At 69.2% G+C, this 15,514-nt stretch carries 13 protein-coding genes, 1 pseudogene and 2 CRISPR repeat arrays; of the genes and pseudogenes, 10 read left to right on the forward strand and 4 right to left on the reverse strand.

What is annotated here, in order from left to right:
• Nucleotides 1–106: 106 nt before the first annotated feature.
• Entirely contained in the window at nt 107–832 is a 726-nt protein-coding gene (locus tag BT364_RS32115; RefSeq protein ID WP_072488747.1) for a class I SAM-dependent methyltransferase, read from the reverse strand.
• A 134-nt stretch (nt 833–966) separates the two neighbouring features.
• On the opposite strand from BT364_RS32115, the gene BT364_RS32120 reads away from it, so the two are divergent.
• The 5 genes from BT364_RS32120 (at nt 967) to BT364_RS32140 (ending at nt 6,221) form a co-directional block, all read left to right on the forward strand.
• Nucleotides 967–1,794 carry an SDR family oxidoreductase gene (locus BT364_RS32120; protein WP_072488729.1) on the forward strand — a complete coding sequence of 276 codons (828 nt, stop codon included), beginning with the start codon at nt 967–969 and terminating at the stop codon, nt 1,792–1,794.
• 348 nt (nt 1,795–2,142) lie between these two features.
• Nucleotides 2,143–2,418: a helix-turn-helix domain-containing protein gene (locus BT364_RS32125; protein ID WP_079179735.1), complete on the forward strand. Its 276-nt coding sequence runs from the start codon at nt 2,143–2,145 to the stop codon at nt 2,416–2,418.
• Between the two features lie 424 nt (nt 2,419–2,842).
• Complete coding sequence (locus BT364_RS32130) at nt 2,843–3,985, forward strand: hypothetical protein (RefSeq protein WP_072488731.1); 1,143 nt, start codon at nt 2,843–2,845, stop codon at nt 3,983–3,985.
• Between the two features lie 169 nt (nt 3,986–4,154).
• The gene (locus BT364_RS32135; RefSeq protein WP_072488732.1) at nt 4,155–5,540 is read left to right on the forward strand and encodes a replicative DNA helicase; all 1,386 of its coding nucleotides are present in this window, start codon (nt 4,155–4,157) and stop codon (nt 5,538–5,540) included.
• Between the two features lie 303 nt (nt 5,541–5,843).
• Nucleotides 5,844–6,221 carry a nuclear transport factor 2 family protein gene (locus BT364_RS32140; RefSeq protein WP_072488733.1) on the forward strand — a complete coding sequence of 126 codons (378 nt, stop codon included), beginning with the start codon at nt 5,844–5,846 and terminating at the stop codon, nt 6,219–6,221.
• A gap of 102 nt (nt 6,222–6,323) precedes the next feature.
• Here the strand turns inward: BT364_RS32140 and BT364_RS32145 are convergent.
• Nucleotides 6,324–7,411: pseudogene (locus tag BT364_RS32145) on the reverse strand (IS630 family transposase).
• Nucleotides 7,412–7,508: 97 nt separating this feature from the next.
• Nucleotides 7,509–8,208: direct repeats of the CRISPR family, unit length 29 nt; unit sequence GGGACCATCCCCGCGGGCGCGGGGAGCAG.
• A gap of 412 nt (nt 8,209–8,620) precedes the next feature.
• Here BT364_RS32145 and BT364_RS32155 point away from each other — a divergent pair.
• Together BT364_RS32155 and BT364_RS32160 are read left to right on the forward strand one after the other, a co-directional pair.
• Nucleotides 8,621–9,190, forward strand: coding sequence for a cysteine hydrolase family protein (locus tag BT364_RS32155; protein ID WP_072488735.1), 570 nt, complete (start codon nt 8,621–8,623; stop codon nt 9,188–9,190).
• A gap of 4 nt (nt 9,191–9,194) precedes the next feature.
• Nucleotides 9,195–10,127 carry an FAD-dependent oxidoreductase gene (locus tag BT364_RS32160; RefSeq protein ID WP_072488736.1) on the forward strand — a complete coding sequence of 311 codons (933 nt, stop codon included), beginning with the start codon at nt 9,195–9,197 and terminating at the stop codon, nt 10,125–10,127.
• A 180-nt stretch (nt 10,128–10,307) separates the two neighbouring features.
• Here the strand turns inward: BT364_RS32160 and BT364_RS32165 are convergent, their stop codons facing one another.
• Together BT364_RS32165 and BT364_RS32170 are read right to left on the reverse strand one after the other, a co-directional pair.
• Nucleotides 10,308–10,625, reverse strand: a complete 318-nt coding sequence (locus tag BT364_RS32165; protein ID WP_107408360.1) for a 4a-hydroxytetrahydrobiopterin dehydratase — start codon at nt 10,623–10,625, stop codon at nt 10,308–10,310.
• A 2-nt stretch (nt 10,626–10,627) separates the two neighbouring features.
• Complete coding sequence (locus BT364_RS32170) at nt 10,628–11,872, reverse strand: NsdA family TPR-like regulatory protein (RefSeq protein ID WP_072488737.1); 1,245 nt, start codon at nt 11,870–11,872, stop codon at nt 10,628–10,630.
• Between the two features lie 323 nt (nt 11,873–12,195).
• Between BT364_RS32170 and BT364_RS41175 the strand changes: the two genes are divergently transcribed.
• The 3 genes from BT364_RS41175 to BT364_RS32175 form a co-directional block, all read left to right on the forward strand.
• On the forward strand, nt 12,196–12,381 hold the full coding sequence (locus tag BT364_RS41175; RefSeq protein WP_143166581.1) for a hypothetical protein: 186 nt from the start codon (nt 12,196–12,198) through the stop codon (nt 12,379–12,381).
• The gene (locus BT364_RS41945) at nt 12,381–12,545 is read left to right on the forward strand and encodes a hypothetical protein (RefSeq protein ID WP_177328318.1); all 165 of its coding nucleotides are present in this window, start codon (nt 12,381–12,383) and stop codon (nt 12,543–12,545) included. The genes BT364_RS41175 and BT364_RS41945 overlap by 1 nt, the downstream gene beginning before the upstream one ends.
• Before the next feature lie 192 nt (nt 12,546–12,737).
• Nucleotides 12,738–15,145: direct repeats of the CRISPR family, unit length 29 nt; unit sequence GGGACCATCCCCGCGGGTGCGGGGAGCAG.
• A 77-nt stretch (nt 15,146–15,222) separates the two neighbouring features.
• Nucleotides 15,223–15,514 (forward strand): transposase domain-containing protein (locus BT364_RS32175; RefSeq protein WP_177328319.1); only part of this gene is annotated, 292 nt, incomplete at its 3' end.

A 15,514-nucleotide genomic window follows, 5' to 3' on the forward strand; every position in this document is an offset into this window, starting at 1 on the left:
TCGTACCGCCCGGCTCACACCCACCGGGGCCGCTGGAAGTCATGTCCTGTGCCATCGAACCTTGAGCGTGTGCCATTGAAGTTTGAGTGGCGTGGATCACTAGAGATCATGGACGTCGTGCCATGAAGACGAATTCTCTTCCTGGGCGGTCGGGCGCATCGCGAACGTCTTCCACCACGTATCCGTGCGCGACCAGGTCCTGCTCGACTTCCTCTCGCTCCCGGAAACGCAACGTCGAATCCGACGTGAGCACCTGTCCGTCCGCAGCGAACCCGTAGGTCCAGCGGAATGTCACGAGGGGCAAGCTCACCTCGATCAGCTGGACCCAGGTCTCGACGGAGCCGACGCCTGGGATCTCTGTCACGCGATAGGAGTTCTCGCGGGTCCACTCTTCCCAGGCGCGTCTGGCAGGGGCGCGGGTCTCGAAGACCAGATGCCCGCCGGGCCGTAGTGCTTCGTAGGCCCCCTGTAGCGTCTTCTGCCACGTATACGGGTCAGCGATGGCCTGGGCAACATTCGCTGTCATCGTCGCGAGGTCAACCTGGAGCGGGGGGAGGTCTGTCGCGTCACCGCAGATCCAGCGCACTCGTTCACTGCCCAGTTTGGTCCGAGCGACGTCGATGGACGCAAGGGCGGGATCGACGCCGACGACCTCGATCCCGCGGTCAGCCAGGAGAAGTGCGAACACCCCTGTGCCACAGCCGATGTCCAGCGCTCGGCGTGCCCCGAACTCTTCTGTGATCCGGAGGTAGGCATCGAGGTCGCCGCGGTCGGGGTCGAGCGGATCGTAGATCGCGGCGAGCCGTGGATGCGCGAAGCAGTCGTCAGCCATGCGGCCGAACATACCCAGGCCAAACTCCCCGAGCCGGTCAACTTCGATAGCACAGGACAAGTTGATCTGTCGCAGCAAAGGTTGAGTATTCTCAGCGAAGTCTGCATGGCTCACGGATCGTCTACCGTGTCGGCATGACGGTCCTGATCGTTGGCGGCAGCGGATTCCTAGGCACTGAGCTCACCCGTCAGGCGGTAGCGGCCGGGCGGGCGACGGCTGCGACCTTCACGACCGCCCCCGGCAGCGTTCCGCAGGCCACATGGCATGCCCTCGACCTGCGGGAAGCCGAGCGCGTCGAAGCGGTCGTGGTTGAGGTGAACCCGCACCTCGTCATCAACGCGACCAGCAGCATGGCTGATTGGGCTGTTACGGCCGAGGGCCCCGCCCGCCTGGCGATGGCTGCTGCGAAGTTGGGATGCCGCCTGGTCCATGTATCCAGCGACGCGGTGTTCTCCGGCGCCCGCATCCATTACGACGAATCCTGTCCTCCCGACCCTGTCACCCCCTACGGCGCCGCGAAGGCGGCAGCGGAGACAGGTGTCCGCCTGCTCGCCCCAAACGCCGTCATCGCCCGCACCTCGCTGATCATCGGTGGCGCGCGGTCCGTGCATGTTCGCCTTGTGCACGACCTCGCCGCCGGTGAGCGCGAAGGGGTTCTGTTCACCGACGACATCCGCTGCCCGGTGCACGTCGCCGATCTGGCCGCTGCCCTGCTGGAACTCGGGTCCTCCGACGCACACGGTGTGCACCATCTCGCGGGCGCTGACGCCGTCAGCCGTCACGAACTCGGCGTGCTCATCGCCAAGCGCGACGGGCTCGCCCCCTCCCGACTGCCGAAGGGACTCCGGGCCGGGACCGCACTTCCCGGGGCACTCGACGTGCGCCTCGACAGTCGCGCAACCCAGCGCCAGCTGCACACCACGCTGCGCGGCGCCCGTCAGTTCCTCGCCGCCGGGGCCTAACAGCCCGGTAGCCACGCTCAGGCTTCGATGCGACGAGGTTGCCGGGATGGCCGCAGTTCAGAGGCCCTGTAGAGCCCTGCGCGGGTGCTCGCAACACAACCGCGCGCGGCGAGAGCGGGCAACGGACTGCCCCTCCTGCCGTTCAACGCAACGCTCTGACCTGCGCGCTCGACCATCGGTGAGAAGGAGTGCCGGTCACCAGCCTTCACTGAGAATCGATCACCCTTCGCTGCGAGAGATCACAAGTCACAGCGACACGCCGACGGTTTCCCTTCCTTCGCCCCGCTGAAACGCTACAGTCCCATCTATCGTTTCCTATCGCTTTCATGTTGACGGACGGGACTACTGATGACCGACATGCTGCAGGCGGTCGACGCGCTGCTGAGGCGTCCGGCCGACCTTCCTCCGCCACATCTGCGCGCCAGCCTGCGCAAGGCGGACCAGCTCACGCAGGCACAGGTCGCGGAGGTACTGAATGTGACTCCTCTGGCGGTGCTGCGCTGGGAGAACGGTCAGTCGGAGCCGCGGGGGGTACGCCGCAAGGCGTATGCCCGGCTGATGCGGGGGCTGGCCGAAAAGCATCCGACCGTAGCCCCTGACTTCGCCGCGTCGTTGGCCGACTAGCGCGCAACGCACCGGAAGGAAGACGAGACCCATGCCTCAACAACCCCCGTAAAAGCTGAAGCCGCCCCTGTCGCCACAACAGGAACGGCTTCCCAGCAGTTACGACTCCACAAGGCCAAACCAAACCCGAGTCGTAAGCAGCGCGGTGACCGCGCCGGGTGTTCCCCGTGGGCTGTGCCCCCGTGGTCACCTATCGGACAGAATAAGCGACTCGACTCCCGGAAGCCATGAGGGCCCGGAAACAGAGTTCTGCGGAACTGGTCACAGCGCTTCTGCGACTCCCCCATATCCAGGGGAGAACCACCCTCATGTACGACGTGTACCGCCCTCACCGCGCCCCGGTCACGGGACCCTTCCGTCCCGCCAGGCCCCCTCTCACAGCGCCTGTGTGCCCCACCCGCCTTCTCGCCACGGAGGTGGAGCTGTGAGCCCCGCACGGTCTCCCCAGGGCCTCAGGGAGACATGGGCACGGGCCGTCGAGCCCGAGCCGTCGGTCACCATCACGGACGAGACCTTCTTCGGTCATGGCTGGCAGCCGATGACCATCGCGGTGCTCCAGGCCATCTGGTTCCTGCCCGCCGGTGAGGAATTCGGCGTCGACGAGCTCGTCGGCTGGTTCCGCGCTCTCGGGTGGAAGAGCGCCAACGGCCGGCCCCTGGGCGAGGACGCCGTACGCCGTGAGCTCGCCCTGATCCGCAAGGCCGGGTACATCCGCGCCTACCGGCTGCGCGGCGAGGGAGGACAGATCGCGGGCATGCGCTACGAGATCTCCAAGCGGCCGAAACCCCCTCAGGAACAGATCGAGGTCGTACCTGCCGATTCCACAAAACCGCAGGTCGCACCACATGCCTCCAATGACCGGGTGTGGTCGAAGACCGGTGTGGACAAAACGGAAAACCGCAGGTCGCACCATGTGCCTCCAATGACCGGGCGTGGTGATTCACCAGACCTGGCTGACCAGGCAAAACCGCAGGTCGCACCATGTGCCTCCAATGGCGGTTTCCCCCCCGTACCCCCCCCGGAGGAGGTGGATACCTCCTCCCCCAGCCCCCTCACGCCTCTCCCGGAACTTGCTTCCGACCGTGACGCCGCTGCGCGGGCGGCGGAGGAGGGGGCTGTGGCAGCCACGCCGGAACAGCTCGCCGCCGCGGTTGAGTTCCTTCAGGAACTTCCGGGGCCCTGGGCCGTGGGCAGGGTGACCGCACAGCGCTACGCACCGCTGCTCGTCGAAAGCGCTACGGCTCAGGGCTGGGAGCTGGATGACTTCCTTGCTGCCGAACTGACGAAGAACCCGGGCGGGGCCCACAACCCCCAGGCAGCTCTGAAGACCCGGATCCGGGACCTCGTCCGGCGCAGGCGCACGCGAACGGTGCCTGCCCAGGCAGATCCGCCCGCCCACGCCTACGCCCAGTCCCCGGTGGCCGAGGTTCCCCCGTACTGCCGCCATCTCGACTGCGACGAGGTCAGCCGCCTGCGCAGCGGCACCGACTCCAACGGGCTGCTCCAGGTGAGCCCGTGCCCCGAATGCCACCCCAGCAGAGCCGGAAAGTCACACACGCCCGCCTGAAGGCCTGTGAGAGGTCTGGATAAGAGATTGCCCGTGACGCCCCCTCAAAGCCCTCCAGAGGGCCTCCTGGAGGCTTGCAAGGGGTCAGTGATCGAATCCGTATCGCCACGCAATTGACCCAACCGGCCCACACACACCCGTATGCCAACAGCCGACGGAGCCCGCGCACATGACAACCGACCCCTTCCAGGGCCCTTCCCACCGGGACGGGACCTCGTCGCAACAGGACGTTCCCCAGCGGGGTCTCCCTCAGGACACCGCGGCCGAACAGGCCGTGCTCGGAGCCCTGATGCTGTCGGTGCGCGCGATCGAGGAAGTCGACGCGATCCTCGGTGACCCGGCGGACTTCTACCTGCCGCACCACGAGACCATCTACCGGGCAGTGCTGGACATGTACGCGGCGAGCAGCTCCACCCCGCGGATCGACCCGATCACGCTGGCCGCCGAACTCCAGCGCCGCGGCGACCTGGCCAGGGTCGGCGGACCGGCTTACCTGCATTCGCTGGTCAACACTGTGCCCACCACGGGCCATGCGGCGCACTACGCCGAGATCGTGCGTGAACGGGCGGCGCTGCGGCGGGTGATCGAGGCAGGAACGCGTATGGTGCAGCTCGCTCACGCCGGTACGGAGGAGGCGGGCCAGGTCGTCGAGGAAGCGATGGCCGAGCTCCAGGCCGCGGCTTCGGGAACGTCAACTGCCGAACCACTGCTGTCCGTTGCGGACCGCTGGGCCGGTTTCCTGGACCAGCTCGACGCGGGTGCCGACCCCGAGGCGCTGGACACCCCGTGGGCCGATCTCAACGAGTACGTCGAACTGAAGCCCGGCCAGCTCGTCACCGTGGGAGCCACCACGGCCGGAGGCAAGTCACTCTTCGGAATGAACCTCGCCGCTCACGTCGCCCTGCGAAGAGAACGTCCCGTGCTGGTCGCCAGCATGGAGATGGGGGGCGGTGAACTCATGGCCCGCCTCACCGCCGCCGAGGCCGGCGTCCCCCTCGACCGTCTCATCCGCCGCCGGACGACCGAGGACGACTGGAACCGGATAGCCCAGGTCGGCGACCGGCTCGCCAACGCACACAACTTCGTCCTCGACGACTCGGCGAACCTCACCCTGTCGAAGATCCGCGCCCGGATGCGCTGGATGGCATCCCGCGACCACGCCCCGGCCCTCGTGGTCGCCGACTACCTGCAGCTGCTGACACCGGAGAGGACGAGAGCCGGGAACCGGGCGCAGGAGGTTGCCGAGATCAGCCGCGGACTGAAACTGATCGCCATGGAGTTCAGGACGCCGATCGTGGCCCTGGCTCAGTTCAACCGCGGCGCGGTGGGACGCAGACCGCTGGTGTCCGACTTCAAGGAGTCGTCCGCCATCGAGCAGGACTCCAACATCATCATCCTGCTCCACCGCGAACTTGCCGAGGACGGCACGGACACCGGCCCCAAGGCGGGAGCGGTGGAGGCGATCGTCGCGAAGAACAGGAACGGCGCGAGCGGACGCATCGTGGACCTGGCGTTCCAGGGGCACTTCGCGCGGCTGGCTTCGATGGCGCGCTGAGACGGTTTGTTGTCCGCGGACAACAAACCGGTGGTTGTTGTCCGCGGACAACAACCACCGGCTGCGGGTGGCGCGGGCGAGCCTGGGCCACAGGGCGTCCTTGTACAGGGAGGCCATCCCCGTGGGTGCGGGGAGCAGCCCCGGAGCTCGATCTCGTACAGGGCTACGGGGGGACCATCCCCGCGGGTGCGGGGAGCAGCCACTGGTCAACTCCTGCGCTAGTGCTGTGACCGGGATGGTTCACCGTGATCGGAAGGCGGCTCGCGGGACGAGCGCACGCGAAACGGCTGGTATTACTGGGGCATGCAGGAAGAGACCGCACGCTCCGCGATCGACACGTTCATCTCCGCGTTCAACGCCTCGGACGACAGCTATGTGACTGCCCTGCTCTCCCAGGCCCTGACCTCAGACGTGGTCTTCTGGGGGCCGTTGGGCCGCAGCGAAGGAATCGCGGCGGTCGAGCGGTTCGTGCTGGACATCCGGCGCCACCCGGCGGGGACCGGCACGATGGTGCGCTGCTCAGCGGTGGACATGCCTGACGAGTGGGCCCGGTACCAGTGGGTCTTCACCACGCCGGGTGGAGGCCCCCGCCTGGCGGGAACGGACGTCGTCCATCTGCGGCGGAGCCTCATCGACCAGGTCATCGTCTTTGCGGGGGAGATCGAGCCGTCCGCCTCCTGAGTCATCCTTCTGTCGCTGTCCTTCTCCTGAACTTGCCCCCTTCGGCGCTCGGGGGCTGCGGTTCGCAGTTGGTCAGGCCGCGGTGTTGAGGGGGCGTCCGCCCTAGCGGATGCCCTTTTCGCTGCGGATGCGGGCACGTTCCTTGCGTTGGGCGGCGAGTACGTCGGGGTGGCGGGCGTTGGTGTTGCGCCAGCGCAGGTAGCGGTGCAGTGCCTGGGTTTGCGCGGGGTGGCTGCGGTGGTGGGAGTTGGCCAGGGTGAACTGCCGCAGCGGGCCGAAGTGGGCCTCGATCGGGTTGGCCCAGGAAGCGTAGGTCGGGGTGAAGCACAGCTCGACCTTGTTCTTCTTCGTCCAGCGGCGGATGTCCGCCCCGGTGTGGGAGGAGAGGTTGTCCAGGATGATGTAGATCGGCGCGTCGTCGGGTCGGGTGGCGCGGATCAACTTGAGCGCGGCCAGGGTGTTGGCGGTGCCCTTGCGGCGGCAGTTGACGCCCCACAGGCGGTCGTCGCCCACGGAGTAGCAGCCGTGGAAGTAGGTGACGCCGTGGGTGCGACGGTAGGTCGCCGGCAGCCGGTTGGGCTTGGCCTGCTTCGCCCAGCAGGAGCCCGCGATGGGCCGGATCCCCAGGGGCCCGAACTCGTCGAAGGCGAAGACCCGGTCCGGGAAGCGGTCCAGCACCTGCTCGATCCGGTCGAGCTTGGCATCGCGATCAGGGTCGGGTGACTTCTTCCAGGTCTTGGTGCGCTGGAAGGTGATGCCGCGGCGCCAGAGCAGGCACCGTAAGGCTTCACGGCCGATGCGGATGACACGTCCGTGCGCTTTCCGCAGGTAGGCGGCGAGTTTGCGGATCGACCAGCGGGTGAAGGGCTGGCCGAGCTTGCTGGGGCGAGTGGTGGCCGTCCGGATGACGAAGTCCTCGTCGTCACGACTGGGTAGGCGGGGACGGCCTCCCGCCCACTGAGGGTCCAGGCAGGCCAGGCCGATCTCGTTGAAGCGGTGGATCAGATCGCGCACGGTGTCCTCGTCGGCCTGGACCAGCTGGGCGATCACCGGCACCCGGTTCCCGCCGAGGCGAGCAGCATCATCGCGTGCCGGTAGCGCACCGAACTCGTGCTGCCCCGGCGCACGATCTGCTGCAGCTTCTGCCCCTCCTGGTCGGTCAGTCTGCGTACACGGACAGGCTCAGCCACCGCGCCTCCAGCGATCGGATCGGACGTCACCGCACATCCAACCGTCGCGACCACCAACCCGGCGAACCTTCACGGTCACAGCACCTAGCGAGCCATTGGGACCATCCCCGCGGGTGCGGGGAGCAGTGTTCTTGTTCATCACGGGTTCCTTCGTCGAAGGGACCATCCCCGCGGGCGCGGGGAGCAGGTCGTCACGCCGGGCCAGGCGATCGTGACCGGGGGACCATCCCCGCGGGCGCGGGGAGCAGTGAACGTGACGGCCAAGGTCCTCAACGGGGCAGGGACCATCCCCGCGGGCGCGGGGAGCAGTCGACCAGCTCGGCGGCCTCACCGGTCCGGGCGGGACCATCCCCGCGGGCGCGGGGAGCAGGATGTGCTTCGGAGTCCGCGGCGACGACGCCGGGGACCATCCCCGCGGGCGCGGGGAGCAGGATGCTGCTGATCGTCACCGCTGAGGCGGCGCGGGACCATCCCCGCGGGCGCGGGGAGCAGACTGCCGTCATCTTCCTCTTCAACTGGAAGAAGGGACCATCCCCGCGGGCGCGGGGAGCAGTACCCTGGCGACGTGTCGTGAAAGCACATCGCGGGACCATCCCCGCGGGCGCGGGGAGCAGCAGCACGCGGCCGACGAGGGTCTGGAGCGGACGGGACCATCCCCGCGGGCGCGGGGAGCAGCGGGCGGCTCCACTGTGGTCGTCATCTCTCTCCGGACCATCCCCGCGGGCGCGGGGAGCAGCGCGGCCTGCACCTCAAGGTGGAGTCCGGACTGGGACCATCCCCGCGGGCGCGGGGAGCAGGCTGCGCGACCTGCGGCTTTATCGCGGCGGCGCGCAGTTTTCCCATACTTTCGCCGAGTCTGGCAAAACTGGCATATCGGTCTCAGTTCTTCTGCTCAAGCTTCAAGGGACGGCAGTGCAAAGCGATCATCGCAGAGCCTGCCAGCCTGCCTATTTTCAGGGAGCTATGCCCGGATCGGAAACCGATCTTTCGAGGAACGAGAGATCGGTCGCACGCCGAAGTTGGCCCGGCCGGGGGAGGGCGTTGAGGCTTTCGCCGTCCTCGCAGCGCAGGCTCGGATTGGTGAGGCAGCGGGCGCGCCAGGCTCGACAAGCGGGCGGGAAGACCATCGGGCTGGCCGAACGGCTGCGCGCCGCACAGGACGCTCTACGCGAGAGCGTCGGGTGAGGACATGGGCAGGAGAGACAGCGGATGGACATCGGTGGCGCCGCGCTGGTCGTGGTCGACATGCAGAACGGCTTCGTGAACCACCACAGCCGCCACGCCGTGCCGGCGGTCTCCGACATGGTCGCCCAGTGGTCCGCCGCAGACCGACCCGTGATCTTCACCCGCTATTTCAACTACCACGGCAGCTCCTACGAGCGCTTCTTCCAGTGGCACCGGCTCCAGGAGCCGCCCGAGACCGACATCGTCCCCGCGCTCACCCAGGCCGCCGTCCACGCGCACGCGGTCATCGACAAGACCGGGTACACGCTCTTCACCCCCGATGCCACCGAACTGATCCGCCGGGCCGGCTGGACCGACCTCGTCTTCTGCGGGATCGCCACCGAGAGCTGCGTCCTCAAGTCCGCCGCCGACGCCTTCGAGCACGGCTACGCACCCTGGATCGTCACCGACGCCTCGGCGAGCGACGCCGGCCCGGACGTCCACGATGCCGGACTCGTCGTCGCCCGCCGCCTGATCGGGACCGGCCAACTCGTCACCGCAGAGCATGTAATGGGACAGCTCACTGCGTACGCAGGGGCCACGGTGCTGGAATAGCCCCATGGCCGACACACCGTCCCACACCGGTTCGCCCATCACCCACGACACGGACCTGATCATCATCGGCGGCGGACCGGCCGGCTGCGCCGCCGCCCGCATGGCCGCCAGTGTCGGCATGCACTCGGTCCTGATCGAGCCGGACGCCCTGTGCCGCAACCTGTACCGCATCCCGGCCCTGAACAACGTCCTTGGCGGCTGCACCAGCGGCCCCGAGCTCGCCGACTCCATCACTACGGAGCTGAAGAGCACTCAGCTGTGCCGCCTGGAACTCGGCCACTACGCTGTCGAACTCCGCGCCGCCGACGACCACGTCACCGTCACCCTGGACACCGGTACTCGCCTGACCGCTCCGTACGCGGTTGTCGCCACCGGCGTCGGCCCCCTCCAGCCACGGGACGTCGCCTGGATCACCGCCCCCAGCGGCCTCACCCTGCCCCCGCTCTGGCAGGCCGACGCGGACGACGCCGAAGGCCGCACCTTCCTCGTCCTCGGCGGCGACCGCCCCATCGGCACCTTCCTGCGCGCCCACCCGACCACCGAAACCCGCCTGCTCATCACTCACCCAGAAGCCGACGAGTACAAGACCGAGGAGATCCGCGACGACCCCCGCGTCACACTCCTGCCCGTCGAGCACCTGACCCTGCACTCCTTTGAAGGGGCCACGGTGACGGCGGACGCGGTGAGCCGGGACGGCGGACAATGCGCGGTCACGGCAGATGCCGTCTACGTGAGCATCGGGAACGCGCCCACCGCCCCGTCCGGCGACCTCAGCCGCGACGGGGACGGCTACTGTCCGCCGACCGGCCAGCACCCCCGCATCATCGTGGCCGGCGACCTGCGCTCCGCCCGCTTCCAGCGGATCATGACCGCCCTGGGCTCCGGCAGCGAGGCCGCGCTGCACGCCTACTACGCCGCGCGGGAGCTGCTGCCCTGATACGTGGAGGTCGGCTCGGGACCATCCCCGCGGGTGCGGGGAACAGCCCCGTTCCAGCCCATCCCCGGGCCTGAGCATGCTCGGACTGCTGGCCGACCGCCGCCGATCACGAACAACGCCCCTGGAATTCGCTCTTCGGGCGGGAGGGGGCGGGTTCGTGCGTCCGGGATCGGCCGGTCATCAATCGATGGGCTCGGCGCCGTGCGCTGCCGCGATCTGGTCAATGCGCTTCGCGAGGTCGAAGTCGGCGTCGGTCAGCTTGTGGCCCGCGTCGTGCGTAGTGATCCCGAACCGGATCGTGTCCCATCGCAGATCGATGTCGGCGTGGTGTCCGATGAGCCGCTCCACATCAGCAACGTGCACGATCATCGCGACGCCACCGTGATACCGGATGCCGAAGGACCGTGTGATCTCATCACCCACCCGTGACCAGCCGCGGAGCTCCAGAAGCCGCCCCTCGATCGCACGGTCCGTCAGCGGCACCGGTTCCTCGGCCACGCTCAGCTCCCCTTGCTCACGGGCTCCAGGATCTCCGCAAGATCCCGGCTGACCGGGGCATCCTGCCACGGCCGCATCGCACGCTCCAGGGCGACCAGTTCCCTGCGCATCCTGGCCGAGCGGGTCTCCACCGCGATCGTCGCCACGGTCCGGGCGATCTCCACTGCCTGATCCGGCTCCCGCGCGGCCGCTGCAGCTGTTGCCTGCCGGGCCATGTAGACCCCGCGGTCCCGGCGGGCGGTCTCCGGAACGATCGCGAGGACTTGCGACCAGAGTGCGCCGGCCTCCGCACCGAGGCCGAGCCGTCCGTAGCAGGTGGCCCGCTGCACTTCGAGGTATCCGGGCGTGCGCCTGCATGCGTTGCCCCACGGAAGGTCGTCGTCCACGCGCGGCAACAGCCGGTCGGCCTGGTCCATGAGCTGGTCGACCAGGCCACGTTCACCGGTGAGGCTGGCGCCGTGCGCCTGCTGCTGCATGGCCATGATCCGTACCTTCGGGACGAGCTGGTCGGCGTCGTCGAGCACGGCTTCGCACAGGTCGACGACCGCGTGTCCGTCGCCGAGATCGGTGCGTACCTGAGCCTGGCCGACGAGCGAGTACCCGATGAGGTGCGGGTCACGGGACCGCACCGCGATCTCCTGGGTGACGCCGCGCCAGAAAGCCGCGCCGCCCATGTCTCCGGCATCCTGATACAACCAGCCGACGAGCGCGGCGTAGGCCGCACCGACACGGAGAAGACCGCGGCGTGTCTCGCCCTTCGCAGAGCGGAGCAGCTTGTCGATGAGCTGGTACTGCGCCGACACGGTGCCGATCAGGTCGTGAGGGCCGAGGAACATGTCGGCCCGGTAGTGCCCTTCCAGCTGCTGCTGGAAGTAGTCGATCAGAGCAGGGTCGACGTGCTGTGGCGCAACCGGCCCCGCCACGAGCGCGGCGGCGGTGACGGGGACGAAAGCTTGGCGGCGCACCTGTTCTTCTTCGTGGTGCTCGGGCCGGATCCAGCCCGGCGGAGTCGTAAAGCCCAGGTCCTCCGGCCAGCGGCCGAGCGCGTCGTGAATGACGATCGCAGTCTCCTCCGCCGGCCAGCCGGGACGTTCACCTTCCCAACGGCGCCAGGTGCGAGCTGAAACGGTGAACTGGCGGTCGTCGAGGAGCTGTTGCCCGTGCTCTGTGATGGCCGTCGCGGCGGCTTCGACGGTCCGCCATCCCTTGCGTAAGCGGGCTGCCCGAAGTGCGTCGTTGCGGCTCATGTGCCCAGTCTGAGGTGTCATCGCCCGCGCTTTTGGCTGTGGCCGCTACATGGCCACGCGTGGCCATCCGGCGACCTATTCGCTGCTCACCGTGCACACACACCATCAGGGTGTGAAGTCGGGCAGCACGGCAATCTGGCTGGATGCCCCTCAATCGACGTAGGCCGGGGCCGACCCATGATGACGATCAAGGTGTACGAGGTGGACCGGTACGGCCGCACGCGCGTCCTTCGCCCGACGACGGAAGTCGTCCCGGTTGAGGTTGTGGAAGAGAAGTTCGTGTACCCGGCCTGCCGATGCCCGCGGTGCAAGAAGGCGGCCAAATGACCGCCCTCGCACAGCAGGCATCACGCAGTACCTATACCTCCCCAGAGTGCAGGACCAGCACGGCCGGATCATGGGACGAGGGGCACCGCCTCTGCCCCGGACCGGCCGACATCCGGGTCGGCGACGCCGTCGCCGAGCGCCTCACCTGCGCCTGCTCCTGCCACCCCCGGGAGACCTGCTGATGATGTGCGACCGCTGTCACCAGCACCTGACGGCCGAGGAGGCGGAGCGGTACGAGGTACCCGGCGCGACCGGCCCCGGCATGACGCTCCACCTCCACAAAGAGCTGTGCCCGCTGCCCGCCTCTGCTCGGCCGACGCCGTATCCGCGCGAGCGGCGGTACTGATCTTCCGCCCGTACCCGAGGCTGTCGGCGGCAGGGGGCCGGGCAGGTCTCTCAATCTCCGCCATCGCGCGGGGGCCCCGGCACGGGCATCGGAGAAACCATCAAGGCCGCACGGTCCGTCGTCACAAGGGACGTCAAGAACTCTGCCGAGCCCGACAACCCCACACGAACGAGGTCGGCGAGCGGCACACCGAGGACCATTCCCGCGGGTGCGGGGAGCAGCAACCGCCGTTCCGTCGGGAAGGGTGGCGGCGGGGACCATCCCCGCGGGCGCGGGGAGCAGCTCCGGCCCCGGCGGGTCACGCTGCGGCGGACAGGACCACCCCCGCGGGTGCGGGGAGCAGCGAGGAAGGCGGGAGAGATGCGGGCAACGACCGGGACCATCCCCGCGGGTGCGGGGAGCAGAAGCGGTACGACCATGAGGCACTGTGCGACCTGGGACCATCCCCGCGGGTGCGGGGAGCAGGGCCCGACCACGCAGGCCGGCAGCATCTACCCGGGACCATCCCCGCGGGTGCGGGGAGCAGACGCCGGGGTGTACGAGGGTGTCCAGCAGTACGGGACCATCCCCGCGGGTGCGGGGAGCAGCCCGACGGGCCGGTCCAGAACGTGCGGGCCGGGGGACCATCCCCGCGGGTGCGGGGAGCAGGCCGGTCGCGGTGACCACGAACTCCCGCCACAGGGACCATCCCCGCGGGTGCGGGGAGCAGGTCGCGCGAGCCGAGAGACAGGAACGGACTTCGGGACCATCCCCGCGGGTGCGGGGAGCAGTCGGACCACAGTTCCTCGAACAGGTCCAAGACGGGACCATCCCCGCGGGTGCGGGGAGCAGGGAGGTGTCGGCGTGATCCGCCCCGACTCCCAGGGACCATCCCCGCGGGTGCGGGGAGCAGGTGGCGACGTCCTCCGGCTCGAAGCCGCGCCGGGGACCATCCCCGCGGGTGCGGGGAGGCAGGGTGTGACCTGACAGGGGACCCAGATGGTGGCGGGACCATCCCCGCGGGTGCGGGGAGCAGCGCCGCGGTCGAGGACAGCGGCCGCGCGGTCGGGGACCATCCCCGCGGGTGCGGGGAGCAGAGGATCCGGCGCCCGTCCGGCAGGGTCACCCAGGGACCATCCCCGCGGGTGCGGGGAGCAGAAGGAGAGCATCACGGCCGCGGCCCGCAAGGAGGGACCATCCCCGCGGGTGCGGGGAGCAGATGCTCGACGAGTTCCGCGACGAGGAGCGGGAGGGACCATCCCCGCGGGTGCGGGGAGCAGGTCCCGTCCAGGGTTGCCGCCCAGTGGGTAGAAGGACCATCCCCGCGGGTGCGGGGAGCAGCCGACGCCTCAGCCATGAGCGGGCGGGCGGACGGGACCATCCCCGCGGGTGCGGGGAGCAGCCCGCGACGACGTAGCAGTAGCCGGGCTTGCGGGGACCATCCCCGCGGGTGCGGGGAGCAGGCCGCCGGTGTGCTGGCCGCTCTCGGCCGCCCGGGACCATCCCCGCGGGTGCGGGGAGCAGGGCTACGTCGGCGGCGCCGCCCGGCTCCGCGAGGGACCATCCCCGCGGGTGCGGGGAGCAGGAGGCTCGGAAGTTCTCGGCGAGTCTCGGTGAGGGACCATCCCCGCGGGTGCGGGGAGCAGCGCGCCTCGTCCCAGCGCGTCCGCTCGTCGTCGGGACCATCCCCGCGGGTGCGGGGAGCAGAAGGTTCAGGGCACCGACTCGGCAGCGGTCTGGGACCATCCCCGCGGGTGCGGGGAGCAGTGGCGCATATTCAGGGGGTAAAGGCGCCCTACGGGACCATCCCCGCGGGTGCGGGGAGCAGACCTTCCGCCTGGACGAGGGCGGCATCTACCGGGGACCATCCCCGCGGGTGCGGGGAGCAGGGACAGGCATCGGGCGATGACGTCACCGAGCCAGGACCATCCCCGCGGGTGCGGGGAGCAGGCCATGTCGTGCGCGTCGCCGAGCGACGGCTGGGGACCATCCCCGCGGGTGCGGGGAGCAGTCGGCGGTCCGCTGGGCCCACCTCCCGGTCATGGGACCATCCCCGCGGGTGCGGGGAGCAGACGTCGGTCTCGGCGAACGACTCGGCCAGCACGGGACCATCCCCGCGGGTGCGGGGAGCAGCCCTCATCGAGGTAGTACTGCTGGAGCCGCTCGGGACCATCCCCGCGGGTGCGGGGAGCAGGCCTACCGCGCACCCGGGGGCGGACCACTCCGGGGACCATCCCCGCGGGTGCGGGGAGCAGATTCGGTGAGATGCTTCGGGTCGGTGGTCACGGGGACCATCCCCGCGGGTGCGGGGAGCAGAGCGTCTCGCGGGCCCAGGCGACTGCGTCGGCGGGACCATCCCCGCGGGTGCGGGGAGCAGGTAGGCGCGGATGTAGGCGGCGGACGCAGACGGGGACCATCCCCGCGGGTGCGGGGAGCAGTCAGCGGTGGCGGCTCCCGCGGCGCGGTTCGCGGGACCATCCCCGCGGGTGCGGGGAGCAGAGGATGCGCTGACGCGCGGCGGCTTCGGCAGGGGGACCATCCCCGCGGGTGCGGGGAGCAGTTGCGAATGGCGCTGTCTCCGAGGCTGGACAAGGGACCATCCCCGCGGGTGCGGGGAGCAGTTTAGTTTGGTTAGGTACTGGAGTTTGGTTTAGGGACAATACCGTTCAGTTAAGCGCTTCTGGGTTATTGTGGGGGGATGCCGCGTTCTGGTTGGGTGAAGCCGTCTTCTGATGTCCGGTTGTCGGATTTGGTGTCTGTGGGGTTGCTGACGCGGGTGTTTCCCGCAGATGTGGTTGACGCGGTGATCGAGGAGGCGGGGCGTACTGAGCGGCGCCACCGGTCCTTGCCCGCGCGGGTGATGGCGTACTTCTCGATGGGGATGGCGCTGTATTCGGATGGCTCCTACGAGGATGTGTTCGCGCAGCTCACGGATGGGCTGTCGTGGGCGTCGGGATGGTCGGAGTCATTCACGCCGCCCTCGAAGTCGG

Origin of the sequence: Streptomyces atratus, assembly GCF_900119365.1 — a bacterium.
Lineage (GTDB): Bacteria > Actinomycetota > Actinomycetes > Streptomycetales > Streptomycetaceae > Streptomyces > Streptomyces atratus_B.

Excerpts from the sequence above, each read along its gene's own strand:
- BT364_RS32115 (WP_072488747.1), bottom strand. The coding sequence starts at position 832 with ATGGCTGACGACTGCTTCGCGCATCCACGGCTCGCCGCGATCTACGAT.
- BT364_RS32120 (WP_072488729.1), top strand. The coding sequence starts at position 967 with ATGACGGTCCTGATCGTTGGCGGCAGCGGATTCCTAGGCACTGAGCTC.
- BT364_RS32125 (WP_079179735.1), top strand. The coding sequence starts at position 2,143 with ATGACCGACATGCTGCAGGCGGTCGACGCGCTGCTGAGGCGTCCGGCC.
- BT364_RS32135 (WP_072488732.1), top strand. The coding sequence starts at position 4,155 with ATGACAACCGACCCCTTCCAGGGCCCTTCCCACCGGGACGGGACCTCG.
- BT364_RS32140 (WP_072488733.1), top strand. The coding sequence starts at position 5,844 with ATGCAGGAAGAGACCGCACGCTCCGCGATCGACACGTTCATCTCCGCG.
- BT364_RS32155 (WP_072488735.1), top strand. The coding sequence starts at position 8,621 with ATGGACATCGGTGGCGCCGCGCTGGTCGTGGTCGACATGCAGAACGGC.
- BT364_RS32160 (WP_072488736.1), top strand. The coding sequence starts at position 9,195 with ATGGCCGACACACCGTCCCACACCGGTTCGCCCATCACCCACGACACG.
- BT364_RS32170 (WP_072488737.1), bottom strand. The coding sequence starts at position 11,872 with ATGAGCCGCAACGACGCACTTCGGGCAGCCCGCTTACGCAAGGGATGG.
- BT364_RS41175 (WP_143166581.1), top strand. The coding sequence starts at position 12,196 with ATGACCGCCCTCGCACAGCAGGCATCACGCAGTACCTATACCTCCCCA.
- BT364_RS41945 (WP_177328318.1), top strand. The coding sequence starts at position 12,381 with ATGATGTGCGACCGCTGTCACCAGCACCTGACGGCCGAGGAGGCGGAG.